General features: G+C 71.3%; 14 protein-coding genes. 5 read left to right on the top strand and 9 right to left on the bottom strand.

All coding sequences use genetic code 11. From position 1 onward, the window contains the following. Nucleotides 1-26 precede the first annotated feature (26 nt). A complete protein-coding gene (locus AC07DF_RS27890) occupies nucleotides 27-941 on the bottom strand; it encodes an SDR family oxidoreductase (protein ID WP_478976997.1) in 915 nt (304 codons plus the stop codon). A gap of 104 nt (nucleotides 942-1,045) precedes the next feature. On the opposite strand from AC07DF_RS27890, the gene AC07DF_RS27885 reads away from it, so the two are divergent. Continuing rightward, nucleotides 1,046-1,972 (top strand): cyclase family protein, encoded by a 927-nt coding sequence (locus AC07DF_RS27885; protein ID WP_478976993.1) that lies wholly within the window; start codon nucleotides 1,046-1,048, stop codon nucleotides 1,970-1,972. A gap of 511 nt (nucleotides 1,973-2,483) precedes the next feature. Here AC07DF_RS27885 and AC07DF_RS27880 read toward each other — a convergent pair. The 4 genes from AC07DF_RS27880 to AC07DF_RS27865 all read right to left on the bottom strand — a co-directional run bounded on the left by AC07DF_RS27880 (nucleotide 2,484) and on the right by AC07DF_RS27865 (nucleotide 6,630). Next, nucleotides 2,484-2,963, bottom strand: coding sequence for an ATP-binding protein (locus AC07DF_RS27880; RefSeq protein ID WP_478976990.1), 480 nt, complete (start codon nucleotides 2,961-2,963; stop codon nucleotides 2,484-2,486). Nucleotides 2,964-3,406: 443 nt separating this feature from the next. After that, nucleotides 3,407-4,288 (bottom strand): acyl-CoA dehydrogenase family protein, encoded by an 882-nt coding sequence (locus tag AC07DF_RS27875; RefSeq protein ID WP_478976986.1) that lies wholly within the window; start codon nucleotides 4,286-4,288, stop codon nucleotides 3,407-3,409. Nucleotides 4,289-4,290: 2 nt separating this feature from the next. Next, a complete protein-coding gene (locus tag AC07DF_RS27870) occupies nucleotides 4,291-5,424 on the bottom strand; it encodes an acyl-CoA dehydrogenase (protein WP_478976983.1) in 1,134 nt (377 codons plus the stop codon). Nucleotides 5,425-5,433: 9 nt separating this feature from the next. After that, nucleotides 5,434-6,630, bottom strand: coding sequence for an amidohydrolase family protein (locus AC07DF_RS27865; RefSeq protein WP_478976980.1), 1,197 nt, complete (start codon nucleotides 6,628-6,630; stop codon nucleotides 5,434-5,436). Nucleotides 6,631-6,720: 90 nt separating this feature from the next. On the opposite strand from AC07DF_RS27865, the gene AC07DF_RS27860 reads away from it, so the two are divergent. Further along, a complete protein-coding gene (locus AC07DF_RS27860) occupies nucleotides 6,721-8,223 on the top strand; it encodes a class I adenylate-forming enzyme family protein (RefSeq protein ID WP_478976977.1) in 1,503 nt (500 codons plus the stop codon). A 130-nt stretch (nucleotides 8,224-8,353) separates the two neighbouring features. On the opposite strand, the gene AC07DF_RS27855 is transcribed toward AC07DF_RS27860, so the two are convergent. Together AC07DF_RS27855 and AC07DF_RS27850 are read right to left on the bottom strand one after the other, a co-directional pair. Further along, on the bottom strand, nucleotides 8,354-8,866 hold the full coding sequence (locus AC07DF_RS27855) for an EF-hand domain-containing protein (RefSeq protein WP_478976974.1): 513 nt from the start codon (nucleotides 8,864-8,866) through the stop codon (nucleotides 8,354-8,356). Between the two features lie 168 nt (nucleotides 8,867-9,034). Continuing rightward, nucleotides 9,035-9,409: an STAS domain-containing protein gene (locus AC07DF_RS27850; RefSeq protein ID WP_478976971.1), complete on the bottom strand. Its 375-nt coding sequence runs from the start codon at nucleotides 9,407-9,409 to the stop codon at nucleotides 9,035-9,037. 332 nt (nucleotides 9,410-9,741) lie between these two features. Between AC07DF_RS27850 and AC07DF_RS27845 the strand changes: the two genes are divergently transcribed. Both AC07DF_RS27845 and AC07DF_RS27840 read left to right on the top strand, forming a co-directional pair. After that, the gene (locus AC07DF_RS27845) at nucleotides 9,742-10,323 is read left to right on the top strand and encodes a sigma-70 family RNA polymerase sigma factor (protein ID WP_478976968.1); all 582 of its coding nucleotides are present in this window, start codon (nucleotides 9,742-9,744) and stop codon (nucleotides 10,321-10,323) included. Beyond that, a complete protein-coding gene (locus AC07DF_RS27840; protein WP_478976965.1) occupies nucleotides 10,320-11,609 on the top strand; it encodes a maleylpyruvate isomerase N-terminal domain-containing protein in 1,290 nt (429 codons plus the stop codon). Before AC07DF_RS27845 ends, AC07DF_RS27840 begins: the two co-directional genes overlap by 4 nt. Before the next feature lie 90 nt (nucleotides 11,610-11,699). On the opposite strand, the gene purU is transcribed toward AC07DF_RS27840, so the two are convergent. Both purU and AC07DF_RS27830 read right to left on the bottom strand, forming a co-directional pair. Next, a complete protein-coding gene (gene purU / locus AC07DF_RS27835; protein ID WP_478976962.1) occupies nucleotides 11,700-12,581 on the bottom strand; it encodes a formyltetrahydrofolate deformylase in 882 nt (293 codons plus the stop codon). Between the two features lie 46 nt (nucleotides 12,582-12,627). After that, complete coding sequence (locus AC07DF_RS27830; protein WP_399017670.1) at nucleotides 12,628-13,128, bottom strand: SCO4402 family protein; 501 nt, start codon at nucleotides 13,126-13,128, stop codon at nucleotides 12,628-12,630. 117 nt (nucleotides 13,129-13,245) lie between these two features. Between AC07DF_RS27830 and AC07DF_RS27825 the strand changes: the two genes are divergently transcribed. Then, nucleotides 13,246-14,556 carry an ABC transporter substrate-binding protein gene (locus AC07DF_RS27825; RefSeq protein WP_478976957.1) on the top strand — a complete coding sequence of 437 codons (1,311 nt, stop codon included), beginning with the start codon at nucleotides 13,246-13,248 and terminating at the stop codon, nucleotides 14,554-14,556. Nucleotides 14,557-14,581 lie beyond the last annotated feature (25 nt).

Raw genomic sequence — 14,581 nt, 5'->3', positions numbered from 1 at the left:
GCCGCCGAACAACACACGCCCCCGAGCTACTGGGCGTTGGGCCGCTCCCCCTCCTGAGCCGCCCGCTCCATCTCCCGCACCCGTTCCAGCAACGGCATCGGATCCACCCCCACCGACCCCGGCAGAAACTCCGCGATCTTCTCCACGGTCCACCCGCCGGAGGCAAACCCCGCCCGCATCTCCCTCGGCTGCGCCCACACCGCGATCTTCGCCCCGGCGACCGTGTACACCTGCCCGGTGATCCCCTCCCGGGCCGCCGCGTCGGACAGCAGATACACCACCAGCGCGGCGACATCCTCCGGCTCCCCGATCTCCGCCAGCTCCATCGGCACACCCGCCGACATCCGCGTCCGCGCGACCGGCGCCACCGCGTTCGCGGTCACCCCGTACTTGTGCAGCCCCAGCGCCGCGCTCCGCACCAGCGAGATGATCCCGCCCTTCGCGGCGCTGTAGTTCGCCTGCGAAACCGACCCCTGGTGATTCCCGCTGGTGAACCCGATCAGCGTCCCGGCCCGCTGCTTCCGCATCACCGCCGAGGCCGCCCGGAACACGGTGAACGTGCCCTTCAGATGGGTCGCGACGACCGGGTCCCACTCCTCCTCGGTCATGTTGAACAGCATCCGCTCGCGCAGGATCCCGGCCACGCAGACCACTCCGTCGAGCCGCCCGTACGACGACAGCGCCACGTCGACGACCCGCTGTCCGCCCGCCATGGTGGAGATGTCGTCGGCGACCGCCACCGCGGTTCCGCCCGCCGCCTCGATCTCCTTGACCACGGCCTCGGCGATCTCGCTGGTGGGCGAGGCGCCGTCGACCGAGACGCCGTAGTCGTTGACGACGACCTTCGCCCCCTCGGCCGCCGCCGCGAGCGCGACCGCCCGGCCGATGCCCCGCCCGGCGCCGGTGACGGCGACGACCTTCCCTGCCAAGAAGTTCCCCACGCCCGGCCCCTTCCCGTCCCACGGTTTCTGACGAACCGTTAGATTTCAGGTTCCCGAATTCTACGACCCGTCAGATACGGGAAGACAAGCCCCGGGGAGGACCCATGTCGCTGCCGGACGCGTTCCACGACATCGCCAAGCGCGTGAACAACTGGGGCCGTTGGGGTGCCGACGACGAGCTCGGCACGCTGAACCTGATCACCGACGAGGTCGTACGGGAGGCCGCGGCCGGCGTCCGCAGCGGACGCCGCGTCCCTCTCGCGCTGCCCCTCGAACACAACGGCGTACAGACAGGGATGATCCCGGGCCGTATCGACCCGCTGCACGTCATGGTGCAGATCAACCAGGAGCTGTTCGGCCCGGGCACGGTGGCGTGCAGCGACGACGCCGTGACCATGGGACTGCAGGCGGCCACCCACTGGGACGCGCTGCCCCATGTCTCGCACTCGGGCCGGATCTACAACGGCCGCCCGGCCGACTCCGTCACGGCGCACGGCGGTGCCGGGTTCAGCGGCATCGGCAAGGTCCGGCACCTCGTCTCGCGCGGGGTCCTGCTCGACGTCGCCCGGGCCAGGGGCACGGACCGGCTCGACGGCGGGTACGCCGTCACCCCCGAGGACCTGGACGCCGCCGAGGAGCTGGCCGGCACACGGGTACGGGCCGGCGACATCGTGCTCGTACGGACCGGGCAGGTCCAGGTCTGTCTGGCCGGGGACCGGCACGCCTACGCCCACCCGTCACCGGGGCTGTCGATCCGGACGCCGGAGTGGTTCCACGCGCGTGATGTCGCGGCCGTCGCCAACGACACCCTGACGTTCGAGGTGTTCCCGCCCGAGGTGGCGGACCTGTGGCTGCCGGTGCATGCCCTCGACCTCGTGGAGATGGGGATGCCGCAGGGCCAGAACTGGAATCTCGAAAAGTTGTCCACAGCCTGTGGAGAAGCGGGCCGCTACACCTTCCTGCTGACGGCGACGCCCGAGCCGTTCACCGGAGCGACCGGGTCTCCGGTGGCGCCGGTCGCCGTCCTCTAGGGCACCAGCCCCCAAGGGCCCGCCGAGCAGGATGGCGGCGCCGCGCTGCTCGCCCCGAGCACGGCAGCGCGCGCCGCCACCCGACTCCGGCGCTCCCGCCCCGGCTCCCCTGGCCCTGAAGGGAGCCGACGCCGAATCACGACTCACACTCGCCGAGGGCTGCCGTCACCGAGGCCCTCGCCGTCCCCTCACGGCGAATCGCTGCCCACCAGCGTGTGCAAACGGTCACGACGCGTCAACACCCGGTTCGGTGATTTGTCGCTTATGCGGGGTGTTCCGGAGGCGCGCACGGAAGCACGTCCCGGCGCATCACCGCATGCCGCGACGGAGCCGGCCGGCCGCCGTGCACCCACGCCCCGGCCTTCGCCGCAAGACCCCGCGGCATGTGCCGCCGTCCACCACGCCTCGCGCTCCACGCGCCCGGCGGGCACGGACAGGACCGTCAAGGACCGGGCAGGACCGGCAAGAACGGGCAAGCCGGAGGACCGGACCCCGGTCCGCCTCGCCGGCCCTACACCGCCTCGTACGCCAGCCCCTCGAAGGACGTCCCGCCGCCGTACGCCGCCGCGCCCCCTCCGCACGACGCCGTGACCTCGCCGGACTTCGCGCACCGGTCCAGCTCGCACCAGATGCGCTTGCCGGTGCTCTCGACGCTCCAGCCCCAGCGGTCGGCGAGGCCGTCGACGAGGGCGAGACCCCGGCCGCCGGTCGCGTCGTCGTCAGCGCACCGGGGCACGGGGGCCCGGCCGCTGCGGTCTTCGACCTCGAGCCGGACCGTGGCCTCGTCCGTCACCGCGTGCGGCAGTGACAGCAGCAGTACCGCGGGACGGCCGGTGTGCACCACGGCGTTGGTGACGAGCTCGGAGACGAGCAGGATCAGCGTCTCGGCGAGCGGTTCGTCGGCCTGTATGCCGGACCCGGCCAGGCGCGAGCGGGCCCACCGACGGGCACGCCCCACCTCTGCGGGGTCGGGCCGGATCTCCAGCTGCACTTGAAGCACCTGCACCGCTCACACCATCCGAACCGGCGGACACTTAGGCTCGCGCCTCACGAGGGCCACGATCGTAGCCATTTTCTGCATGGCCAGAACAATGGCCGGGACAAGGATCACGGAACGTGAATCCCTTGTGGGACAGCATGGTTGACGTACAGTCACGCCAACAAGCGCTTCGGGCATATTCCAGCGCGAAGGAGTACCCCTGCGGGATACTGTGCGACGCTCGCCACGGGGAGTCGAACAGGCGGCGCCCCGGGGTCGCACTGCGCTCTGAGCCACTCGCATCTCACACAAGGTACCGGAGCGGACCGCCGACTCCGGGCTGTTACGAGTCACGCATCGGATACGACCCGGTATCAACTCTCCGTAATTCCGGCATGCCACAATCCGCGACATCTTTGCGGGCATCGTCGGCAATGTCGCAGCCAGACGGCCTGTCAGACCGTTCCGGTCGTCAGATCGGCCGCGAGGAGTTCCTCACTCTCCGTGACTCCCCCCGCACGTTGGGTTCGAACCCATGCGCGCTTCAGATGCAGCTGGACCTCGGACTCCCAGGTGAAGCCCATGCCGCCGTGCACCTGGAGACAGTCGCGGGCGCCGCGTACGGCGGCCTCGTCGGCGAGCAGCCGGGCGGCGGCGATGTCGGCCGGGTCGGCGGTGACGGCGGCCGCGTACACCGCGGCGCGGGCCGTCTCCGCCCGGACCAGCATCCCCGCGCACAGGTGCGCCACCGCCTGGAAGGCCCCTATGGGCCGTCCGAACTGTTCGCGGGCCCGGGCGTGTTGCGCCGCCAGTTCGCAGACGCGGTTCGCCGTGCCGAGCTGCTCGGCGGCGGTGAGGAGGACGGCGACGGAGTCCGTGGCGGCCGCCGCGCCGCCGGGAACGCGGTGCAGGGGCGTCAGCGGGTCGAGCGAGCGCAGCGGCACGGCTCCGGCGGTGTCGCCGCGTACGACGTCGGCCTCCGCCAGCCACTCCGCGAGACCGCCGTCGACGGACGTCACGACGGTCTCGCCCGTGGCGGCGCCCGGTACGGCACCGGCCGCGAGGTGGGTGGCGGCCAGCGGCCCGGGCAGCAACGCCCGTCCCGTCTCCTCGAACATCAACACCGCCTCGGGGAGCCCCAGTCCGACCCCGCCGTCCGCCTCCGGCAGCCGCAACGCGAAGAACCCGGCGTCGCCCAGGGCCCGCCACAGCGCCCGGTCCAGACGCGCCGGGCCCCGTGCGGCGGCCCGCAGGGCCTCCGCGTCGAAGCGCCGGGTGAGCAGCTGCCGCACCCCCTCGCGCAAGGCCCGCTGGTCGTCCGTCAACCGGAATCGCACGGTCACCGTCCCTTCGGCAGGCCGAGGATCCGCTCGGCGACGATGTTGTGCTGGATCTGCGAGGTACCGGCCGCGATGGTGTACGAGAGGGACGAGAGGCGCTCGAGGGCCCAGGACCGGTCCAGGTCGAGGCAGTCGGGGCCGAGGACGTCGGCGGCGGCGTCGTAGAGCTCCTGGCGGGCGTGCGAGTAGCGCAGCTTGAAGACCGAGCCCGCGGTCCCGGGCACCCCGCCCGAGGTCTCCGCCGCGCTCACGTTCCACTGCGTGAGCCGCCACAGGGCCCGGAACTCGGCGTTGAGCCTGCCCAGGCGGCGCCGGAGCACCGGGTCGTCCCAGCGGCCGTTCTTACGGGCCTCGACGGCCAGTTCGCCCAGGACGCGGCGGCAGGCGACGACCTCCCCGGCGAAGGCGGTGCCGCGTTCGAAGGACAGCGTCACCATCGTCACGCGCCAGCCGTCGTTCTCGTCCCCCACCCGGTTCGCGACGGGCACCGGCACCTCGTCCAGGAACACCTCGGCGAACTCGGCCGACCCGGCGAGGGTCCGCAGCGGCCGTACGGTGATGCCGGGGGCGTCCATGGGCAGGGCGAGCCAGGTGATGCCCCGGTGCTTGGGCGCCGACGGGTCCGTGCGGACCAACAGTTCGCACCAGTCGGCGACTTCCGCGTGGGAGGTCCAGATCTTGGAGCCGGTCACCACGTAGTGGTCGCCGTCGCGCCACGCGCGGGTGCGCAGGGCCGCGAGGTCGGATCCGGCCTCCGGTTCGCTGAAGCCCTGGCACCAGACGTCCTCGCCGCGCAGGATCGGCGGCAGCCAGCGCGCCCGCTGCTCGTCCGTGCCCTCGGCGGCGATGGTCGGCCCGGCGTGCAGCAGCCCCACGAAGTTGGCCCCCACATAGGGCGCGCCGGCCTTCTCGGTCTCCTCCAGGAAGATCAGCCGGGTGGTCGGGGAGGCGCCCCAGTGGACGTCGGCGTATCCGGCGTCGTGGAGCCTGCGCTGCCAGCCGAGGTCGTACGCCCGCCGCCCCGGCCAGTCGCCGGGCGACGGCTTGGGCGGGAGGCCGGGCAGCGTCCGCGCGAGCCACTCCCGCAGCCGGGCCCGGAAGTCCTCCTCCTCGGGCGTGTACGACAGGTCCATCAGCGGGCCTCAGCGGTCCAGGTCCAGGTCGAGCATCCGGATCGCGTTGCCGCGCATCAGCTTGTAGACCGTCTCGTCGTCGAGGCCCTTGACGTGGTCGAGTGCGACTTCCTTGGTGTGCGGGAAGGTCGAGTCGACGTGCGGGTAGTCGGTCTCGAAGGTGGCGTTGTCGCGGCCGACGACGTCGAGCGAGGCCACGCCGTGCTTGTCGCGGAAGAAGCAGCAGAAGATCTGCCGGTAGTAGTAGGTGGACGGCGGCTCGGGGATCGTGTCCCGGACGCCACCCCAGGCGCGGTGCTCCTCCCAGACGTCGTCGGCACGCTCCAGGGCGTAGGGGACCCAGCCCATCTGGCCCTCGGAGTAGGCGAGTTTGAGGCGCGGGAACCTCACCAGCACCCCGCTGAAGAGGAAGTCCATCATCGAGGCCATCGCGTTGTTGAAGCTGAGCGAGGCCTGGACGGCGGGCGGTGCGTCCGGGGAGGCGGCGGGCATCTGGGACGAGGACCCGATGTGCATGTTGACGACCGTCCCGGTCTCCTGGCAGACCGCGAAGAACGGGTCCCAGTAGCCGGAGTGGATTGACGGCAGCCCGAGGTGCGTGGGGATCTCGGAGAAGGTGACCGCCCGTACCCCGCGCTCGGCGTTGCGCCGGATCTCCGCGACCGCCAGCTCGACGTCCCACAGCGGGATCAGGCAGAGCGGGATGAGCCGCCCGCCGCTGTCCCCGCACCACTCCTGGACCATCCAGTCGTTGTAGGCGCGCACACAGGCCAGGGCGACCTCCTTGTCGTGCGCCTCGGCGAAGGTCTGGCCGCAGAAGCGGGGGAAGGACGGGAAGCAGAGGGACGCCTCGACGTGGTTGAGGTCCATGTCCTCCAGGCGGGCCTTCGGGTCCCAGCAGCCGCGCCGCATCTCCTCCCGGGTGATGCCCTCCAGGGTCATCTCGTCCCGGTCGAAGCCGACGGCGGCGATGTTGCGCTTGTACGGGAACTTCAGGTCCTCGTAGATCCACCAGTCGGTGGGCGGGCCGTCCGGGTCCATCGTGATCCGGTACTTGCCGCCGACATAGGCGAGTTCACCGATGCCTGCGGTCAGGGGCCTGGGTCCGCGGTCGCGGTACTTGGCCGGCAGCCACGTCTCGAAGAGGTGGGCGGGCTCGATCACGTGGTCGTCGACGCTGATGATGCGGGGCAGTTCGGTCGCCATGGGTCCCCTCCGCCGGACTGGTGCTTATCTGATGCAGCGTCAGATAGCATCCCACCTGACGACCCGTCAGCCAAGGAGCAGGGGGCAGTCGTGAACGAGACCCCGCACGCCCTGAGTTCGTCCCGCACGCTGTGGGAGCTGGTCGCCCGCCGCGCCGCCCTCACCCCGGACCGGCCGCTCTTTCTGGAAGGCGAGCGCAGGCTCACCTTCGGCGCCCTGCGCACCCGGGCCGAGCGGGTCGCGGCCGGGCTGTACGGCATGGGCGTCCGCCCCGGCACGGTGGTCGCCTGGCAGCTGCCCACCCGGATCGAGACGGCCCTGCTGTCCTTCGCGCTGGCCCGCCTCGGCGCCGTGCAGACGCCGGTCATCCCCTTCTACCGGGACCGCGAGGTGGGTTTCGCGCTGCGCGAGTCGAGGGCGGAGTTCTTCGCGGTGCCGGGCGAGTGGCGCGGCTTCGACCACGCGGAGATGGCGCGGCGGCTCGGCGCGAAGGGTGTCTTCGAGGCGTACGGCGACCTGCCCGACGGCGATCCGTCCGTCCTGCCTCCCCCTCCCACCGACGGCACCACGGTCCGCTGGATCTACTGGACGTCCGGCACGACCTCCGACCCCAAGGGCGTGCTGCACACGGACCGTTCCCTGATCGCGGGCGGCTCCTGCCTCGCGCACGCCCTGCGGCCCACGGGGGACGACGTGGGGTCGATCGCCTTCCCCTACGCCCATATCGGCGGGCCCGACTACACGGTGATGCTGTTGCTGTACGGCTTCCCGGCGGTGCTGTTCGAGCAGTTCGCGCTGCCGGACGCGCTGGAGTCCTACCGCCGGCACGGGGTGACCATGGCGGGCGGGTCCACGGCGTTCTACTCGATGTTCCTGGCGGAACAGCGGAAACGACCGGGGACCCCGGTGGTCCCGACGCTACGGCTCCTGGCGGGCGGCGGAGCGCCGAAGCCGCCGGAGCTGTACCACGCCGTGGTGCGCGAGATGGGCGTACAGCTCACGCACGGCTACGGCATGACCGAGGTGCCGATGATCACCATGGGCGCGCCGGACGACACCCCGGAGCTGCTGGCGACGACCGAGGGACGGCCGCCGGAGGGCATGGAGATACGGATCGTGGACGGGGAGGTGCGGCTGCGCGGCGAGGCGGTGTGCCAGGGCTATCTGGACCCCGGGCAGACGGCGCAGGCCTTCGACGCTGACGGCTTCCTGCGCACCGGCGACCTCGGGCACGTGACGGAGACCGGGCACCTGGTCCTCACCGGCCGGCTCAAGGACGTGATCATCCGCAAGGGCGAGAACATCTCGGCCCAGGAGATCGAGGACCTTCTGCACCGGCATCCGGCGGTCGGGGACGTGGCGGTGATCGGCCTGCCCGACGCGGCGCGCGGCGAGCTGGTGTGCGCGGTGGTGGAACAGCCGCCGGGCGCCGAGCCCTTGACCCTGGCGGCGGCGACCGCCCACCTGCGCGCCGAGGGCCTCTCCGTCCACAAGCTGCCGGAACGGCTCGAGGTGGTGGACGCCCTTCCGCGGGGCGAGACCCTGCGCAAGGTACTCAAGTACAAGCTGCGCGAGCGCTACTCGGGCACGTGACCCGCTGCGGGCAGGTTCCTCAGGGGCGCGGGGAACCGCGCGAGCGACCACGGACAGCCCGCAGCCGCCCGTCCGAGGACAACCCCTACGGCGAAGGGGCGCCGAAATCCCACGGCGCGGACGCGTGGCCCTACTCGGGCACCGTGAAGTAGCGGGCGAAGGCGGGTACGACCTCGGCCTCGCCGACCTTGCCGTCCTCGTCCGCGTCGAGCGCGCCGACGGCCGTGCGGGCGACGTCCTCGGGGGCGCCGAGGCACGTGAGGACGCGGGACACCTCCTCGGTCGTCGCCGCGCCGTCACCGTCCGTGTCGGCGACGTCCAGTGCCGCGTGCAGGAAGGGGCGGGCGATCTCGGCGAACCGGTCGGGGTTGTCGCGCAGGCGCTTGACCGCGCCGTTGACGAACTCCTCGCGCGTGATGCGCTGGTCACCGTCGCGGTCCGCGATGCCCGCCATGCCCTGCCAGAACGCCTCCGCGCCGCCGTACAGCGCCTGTCCCTTGTCGGACCGGGCCGCTACGGCGAACTCCGCGAGCAGCGCCTTGGCCGCCCCGTAGAAGTCCTCGCGGTCGATGTAGCCGTTGCCGTCCTGGTCGAAGATGGCGAACCGGGCGGCGATCCTGCGCTCGTACTCGCTGCTGACCATGTCTCTTTCAGGCCGCCTTACGTCAGGTGGGGTGCGTCTCGCTCGGAGCGTACGACGGAGGGGGCCGTTCGGGCGCGGGAAAACGTCACTTGCGCCAAGACCGGGGGAATTCCGGGACAACAGCGTGTCAGAACGGCAACACTCGCCCTACCGTGCGTTAGCGGCCCGTCACGCGGACAGGGGTTCGCCCTCGTCACCCAGGGCCGCGTCCGCATCGCCGTACACGTCGAACAGCCTGCGAACACCCAGCGCGCCGAGGACCCGGTTGACATGGGACCCGTCGGCCGCGCCCCGGGCGGGCAGCACCAGCCGCAGCCGGCCCTGGCAGGAGCGGATCAGACGGCGCGCGGCGATCAGCACGCCGACGCCGCTGGAATCGCAGAAGAACACCTCGGACAGGTCGAGGACAAGACAGTGATGCCCCTCGGCCACTACGTCGTGCACACGCTGACGCAGCACCGGCGAGGTCACCAGATCCAGTTCGCCCGACACCTGGAGCACGGCCCATTCGCCCTGCTCGCCGCCGGTCACTTTGAAGGTCACCACACGCCCTTCGATCGCCAAAACGGAAGCAGTGCCTACGCTTCCTTGGAGCGCGGCTGCCCAGCGGCCGTTCCCTGAAACACAACGCGAAAAACGGATCCCCTTCGAATCAGGCTTGTTTTAGTCGGCTTCGATCCTGTTCGATCCTCTTCAGTCAGGTCTGATCGGATGGCAGCGGGGTAACCGCCTCTACCACCTGCGGCCGACCAGGGGGCGCACATTGCCACAAAGGGGCGTGCGCTACCGGACGTGCCGACTACATTCGAGGAGACATCAGGCACACGCTGGACAGGGCACGGGCGCGGGACACGAGCAGGGGGTGAGGGGGCCGCATGGCGAAAAAGGACGTACCGCCCCGCTGGGACCGCAAGATGCAGCAGCGGCTCGCCCGCGGGGAGGCCGCCGCCCTCGGTGAGCTCTACGACCGGTTCGCCTCTCTCGTGCACGGCCTCGCCCACCGCGTCCTCGGCGACGAGCGCGCCGCCGACGGCATCACCCGCGAGGTCTTCGTCCACGTCTGGGAACACCCGGACGCCTACGACCCCAGACAGGGCCCGCTGCGCACCTGGGTCGCCACGCTGACCCACCGCCTGGCCGTGCAGCGCCTGCGCGCCACCGAGACCGCCGCCCTCGCCCGCGACGGCTCCGGCACCGCGGAGGAACTGGAGCACAGGGTGCGCCGCGCCTCGGTCGCCGCCCGCGCCGACTACATCGTCCAGTCCATGCCGGTCCCGCTGCGCTCGGCCCTGGAGCGGGCCTACTTCCAGCGCCGCGACTACCGCCAGACCGCCACCGACCTCGGCATCACCGAGGACGAGGCCCGCCGACGGCTGCGCCTGGGCCTCCAGCTCCTGTCCACCGCCCACGAGACCGAGCCACCCGGCGCACCGCCCGGACACGGGGGTGCGGTGTGAGCGGCTCGGAGTTCCCCTCGGGCCCGGGCGAGCCGGACGGGCCCGAGTACGACGAGGGGCAGGAGCCGGGGAAGCCGCCGCACATCCCCATGCCCCGGGCCTCCGTCGAGGACAGCGGGCGGCCGCTGCCCGCACTGGAGGACCTCGGTGACACCGCACCATCTCCCGTACGGCCCGTGCTGGAGCACCCCGTGCTGAAGGCCCTGCTCGGCGCATGGGCGCTGGCCGCCTGCTCGGCCGAGGAGGCGGTGGCCGTCGAGGAGCACCTCGGCGAGTGCGGGCAGTGCGCCGACGAGGCCCGGCGGCTGCGCGAGGCGGTCGGGCTGCTGCAACGGCCCGAGAGCCTCGACCTGGACCCGTCCCTGCGCACCCGGGTCCTGGAGACCTGCCTGGAGCGGCGCCCGCCACGCATCCCGGTGCCCGACTGGGCCGCCGCGTACGACGCCGAGACCGCGCGCCTGGACGCCCTGCTCCAGGACTTCGGCGACGCCGAGTGGCACGCGCCGGTACGGCTGCGCTGGTTCCGGGGCGACGCGTCGACGAGCCGTCGTACGACCGTCGCCGGGGTCATCGCGCATCTGCTCAGCGTCGACGGTCTTGTCGCCCTCGCGCTGGGCCTGGACGATCCCCTGGGCGACGTCACGCCCCGGCACCCGACTCCGGCGTCCCGCACCGAGGCGTACTGGCGCGCCTCCCACTTCCCGCCCACCCGGGCCGTGCGGGCGCCCTGGCGGGAACAGAGCCACAACCTCGTCCGCACGGTGTCCTTCACGGGCGGCGGCGCGGGAAAGATGTCCGTGCCGTACGGCGACTTCGCCCTGCCCCTGCACGACGCGATGCTCGACCGGGCCTTCGAGTGCTGGGTACACGCCGAGGACATCGCGGACGCGGTCGACTACCCCTACGACCCGCCCTCGCCGCGCCATCTGCACCGCATGATCGACCTGGCGGCCCGCATGCTGCCGACGGCCCTGGCGCACCGCCGCCGCGCCGGCCTCGCGGGACCCGCCCACCACCGCCACCTCGTCGCGGCCGGCGAGCCGGGCCGCAGCCTCCGCCTGGAGATCGAGGGCCTCGGCGGCGGCGAGTGGCTGATCCCCCTCGACTCCCCCGCGGCCAAGGGCTCCGCGGAACACGAGGTGGCCCACGTCGCCCTGGACGGCGTCGAATTCTGCCGCCTCGCCGCAGGCCACGTACCTCCCCAGGAGGCGGCGGCGGGCCAGGTGGGGGACAAGGAGGCGATCAGAGACGTCCTGTTCGCCGCAGCCTCACTGAGCAGGATGTAACCAACCCAGGGGCGCGGGGAACTGCGCGATCAACCCCCACGCACCCGCACTCGCACTCGCACTCGCCACCAAACGGCACGAACCGAGCTCTCAGGCGAAAATAACCGTCCGCCGCCCATTGGGCAGAATCCGCCGCTCGGCATGCCACTTCACCGCCCGGGCCAGCGCCTGGCACTCCACATCACGCCCGATGGCGACCAGCCCCTCCGGCGTCACGTCATGCCCGACCCGCTCGACCTCCTGCTCGATGATCGGCCCCTCATCAAGATCGGCCGTCACGTAATGAGCGGTCGCACCGATCAGCTTCACGCCCCGCGCATGAGCCTGGTGATACGGCTTCGCCCCCTTGAAGCTCGGCAGGAACGAGTGGTGGATGTTGATGATCCGCCCGGACAGCGCCTTGCACAGATCGTCCGACAGCACCTGCATGTACCGGGCGAGAACGACCAGCTCGACACCCTCCTCACGCACGATGTCGAGCAGCCGCCCCTCCGCCTCGGCCTTCGTGTCCTTCGTCACCGGAATGTGGTGGAAGGGGATGTCGTACGAGCCCACCAGCTCGGCGAAGTCCGTGTGGTTGGACACCACCCCGGCGATCTCCACCGGCAGCGCCCCGGTCCGCGCACGGAACAGCAGGTCGTTCAGGCAGTGCCCGAACTTGCTGACCATGAGCAGGATGCGCATCTTCTGGTCACCCCGGTGGATCTGCCACTCCATCTGGAAGGAGTCACCGATCGCCGCGAAGCTGGCCCGCAGCTTCTCCACGGACACCGGCGCGTCCGCCGAGAAGTGGACGCGCATGAAGAACAGTCCCGTGTCGTGGTCGCCGAACTGCTGGCTGTCCTCGATGTTGCAGCCGGTCATGAACAGATAGCTCGACACGGCGTGCACGATGCCCTTCCTGTCCGGGCAGGAAAGGGTGAGGACGTACTGGTCCGGCGGGGTCGCGGCGGTGGTGGACTGCTCGTTCATGCAGGACAGGTTCCCACAGGCGGCCGCACCGCCCGCAATCGTCCCGCTAGGCGGACCTGGTCATGAGCCGCAGCACCTCCAGGCTGCGCGGCGGTGTGTCCGGCTCCTCGCCGTCGCTCGTGGCGAGCCGCACGTGCGCGTCCCGGGCCGCCTGGATCGCCTCGGGCCACGCCTGGTTCTCGAGGTACGCGGTGACCGGGGCGTCCGGCCCGACCTGGTGCATGATCCGCAGCACCCGCAGCACGGCGGTGTCCACGAGGGCCGCCTCCTGCGAGTCACGGAAGATCGTGCCGACGTACTTCTCGGCGGACCAGTGATCCAGCCAGGTGTCCTCGACCAGCCGGTACACCGCGTCGGTCACGTCGCCGTAGCCGTCCACGCCGGCCAGCCAGACGTCCCGCTGGAACCCGGGATCGGAGAGCATGTGCAGCGCCGAGCGCACGTTGCTGCGCCAGCGCCACCACGGCATGTCGTTGACAGGCATGCCGCCCATGGTGGATGAGCGACGGCCACGACGGGAAGAGTTCTCCGAAGCTTGCACGGTCATCGATCGTACGTTCCCCTCCACATCGGTCACACAGACCCCCGTAATTCACCTGCACGTCACCAACCGTTGACCCCAGATCGCTCTCGGGTTGGCCATGTAACGGAATCGTGCGGAAGCATGACCGGCAGGCGACGCAACCGCAGCACATCCCTCCCCGGCCTCCTCACCCGTCACGCCAGAAAAGGCGTCCTCTCCGCGGGCTCGGCGGCCGCGTGCGCGTCGCTCCTCGCCGGCTGCGGGGTCGTCCCCGGCACCACGGGGGATGCCGGGGACGATCCGATCACCGTCATGACCTGGGCGCCGCAGGACACCAAGGCCACCAACAAGCCCGGAATGCCGGCCTTCGCCCACGCCTACGCCCGCTGGATCAACGCCAAGGGCGGGATCAACGGCCGCAAGCTCAACGTGCTGACCTGCAACGACCACAACGACAGCGTGGCCGCCGCCAAGTGCGCCCGGCGGGCCGCCAAGGAGAACGTGGTCGCGGTCGTAGGATCCTACAGCCAGTACGCCGACTCCTTCTTCCCGTCCCTGGAGGGCGCGGGCATCCCGTACATAGGCGGCTACGGCATCACCAACGCCGAGTTCACCAGCCCCCTGTCCTACCCCGTCAACGGCGGCCAGCCCGCGCTGCTGGCCGGTCTCGGCAGATCGCTCGCCGGCTGCGGGCCGGTCGCCCTGGTGCGGCCCGACACCATCGCGGGCGACCAGCTGCCGCCGCTGCTCGACTCCGGCCTGAAGGCGGGCGGGCACCGGGCGGCGCGGGACCAGCGGGCGGCGGAGGACGCCACCGAGTACGACGGCCAGGCCGAGCGGGCGCTGGAGACGACGACCTCCGTCCCGGGGGACGAGGGGTGTGTGGTGCCCGCGCTCGGAGACCGCAACGGCACCTTCATGGACTCCTTCCGACGGGCCCGCGAGGACTATCCCGACGTACGCACGGCCACCGTGCTCGGCAGCGTCGACCAGACCGTGATCGACGCGACCGGCGGGGCCTCGGGGCCGTACGAGGGCTCGTACATCACCGGCTGGTACCCCGTGGAGAGCGATGCCCGCTGGAACGGGATGAAGCAGGTGATCAAGGAGGAGGCCTTCGGCGACAACCGCATCGACGCCGCGGACGCCGGAGTGCAGACCACCTGGATCGCCTACACCGTGTTCAAGAAGATCGTCGAGTCGCTCGGCGACGGCGAGGTGAGCGCCGACACGGTGACGGAGGCCCTCGACAACGGCCTCAGGATCAACACGGGCGGGCTCACGCCGACGCTGCAGTGGCAGTTCCAGGACAAGCTCGCCGCCGTCGGCTTCCCGCGCCTGGTCAATGCGAACGTGACCCTTCAGGTGGTGCGGGAAGGGCGGCTGGTGTCGGCGCGGAAGGGCTTCGTCGACACGACGAAGACGCTGCAGGACGCCGACGTGAACTACTGAGCCCCCGCTCAGCGGTTCACGCCCG

Source organism: Streptomyces sp. NPDC044719 (assembly GCF_056433405.1).
This window is presented reverse-complemented; position numbering and strand designations above follow the sequence as displayed.

What these genes read in the sequence shown, in the direction of transcription:
- AC07DF_RS27885 (WP_478976993.1), top strand. Translation starts at nt 1,046, where the DNA reads ATGTCGCTGCCGGACGCGTTCCACGACATCGCCAAGCGCGTGAACAAC.
- AC07DF_RS27870 (WP_478976983.1), bottom strand. Translation starts at nt 5,424, where the DNA reads ATGGACCTGTCGTACACGCCCGAGGAGGAGGACTTCCGGGCCCGGCTG.
- AC07DF_RS27865 (WP_478976980.1), bottom strand. Translation starts at nt 6,630, where the DNA reads ATGGCGACCGAACTGCCCCGCATCATCAGCGTCGACGACCACGTGATC.
- AC07DF_RS27855 (WP_478976974.1), bottom strand. Translation starts at nt 8,866, where the DNA reads ATGGTCAGCAGCGAGTACGAGCGCAGGATCGCCGCCCGGTTCGCCATC.
- AC07DF_RS27845 (WP_478976968.1), top strand. Translation starts at nt 9,742, where the DNA reads ATGGCGAAAAAGGACGTACCGCCCCGCTGGGACCGCAAGATGCAGCAG.
- purU (WP_478976962.1), bottom strand. Translation starts at nt 12,581, where the DNA reads ATGAACGAGCAGTCCACCACCGCCGCGACCCCGCCGGACCAGTACGTC.
- AC07DF_RS27830 (WP_399017670.1), bottom strand. Translation starts at nt 13,128, where the DNA reads ATGACCGTGCAAGCTTCGGAGAACTCTTCCCGTCGTGGCCGTCGCTCA.
- AC07DF_RS27825 (WP_478976957.1), top strand. Translation starts at nt 13,246, where the DNA reads ATGACCGGCAGGCGACGCAACCGCAGCACATCCCTCCCCGGCCTCCTC.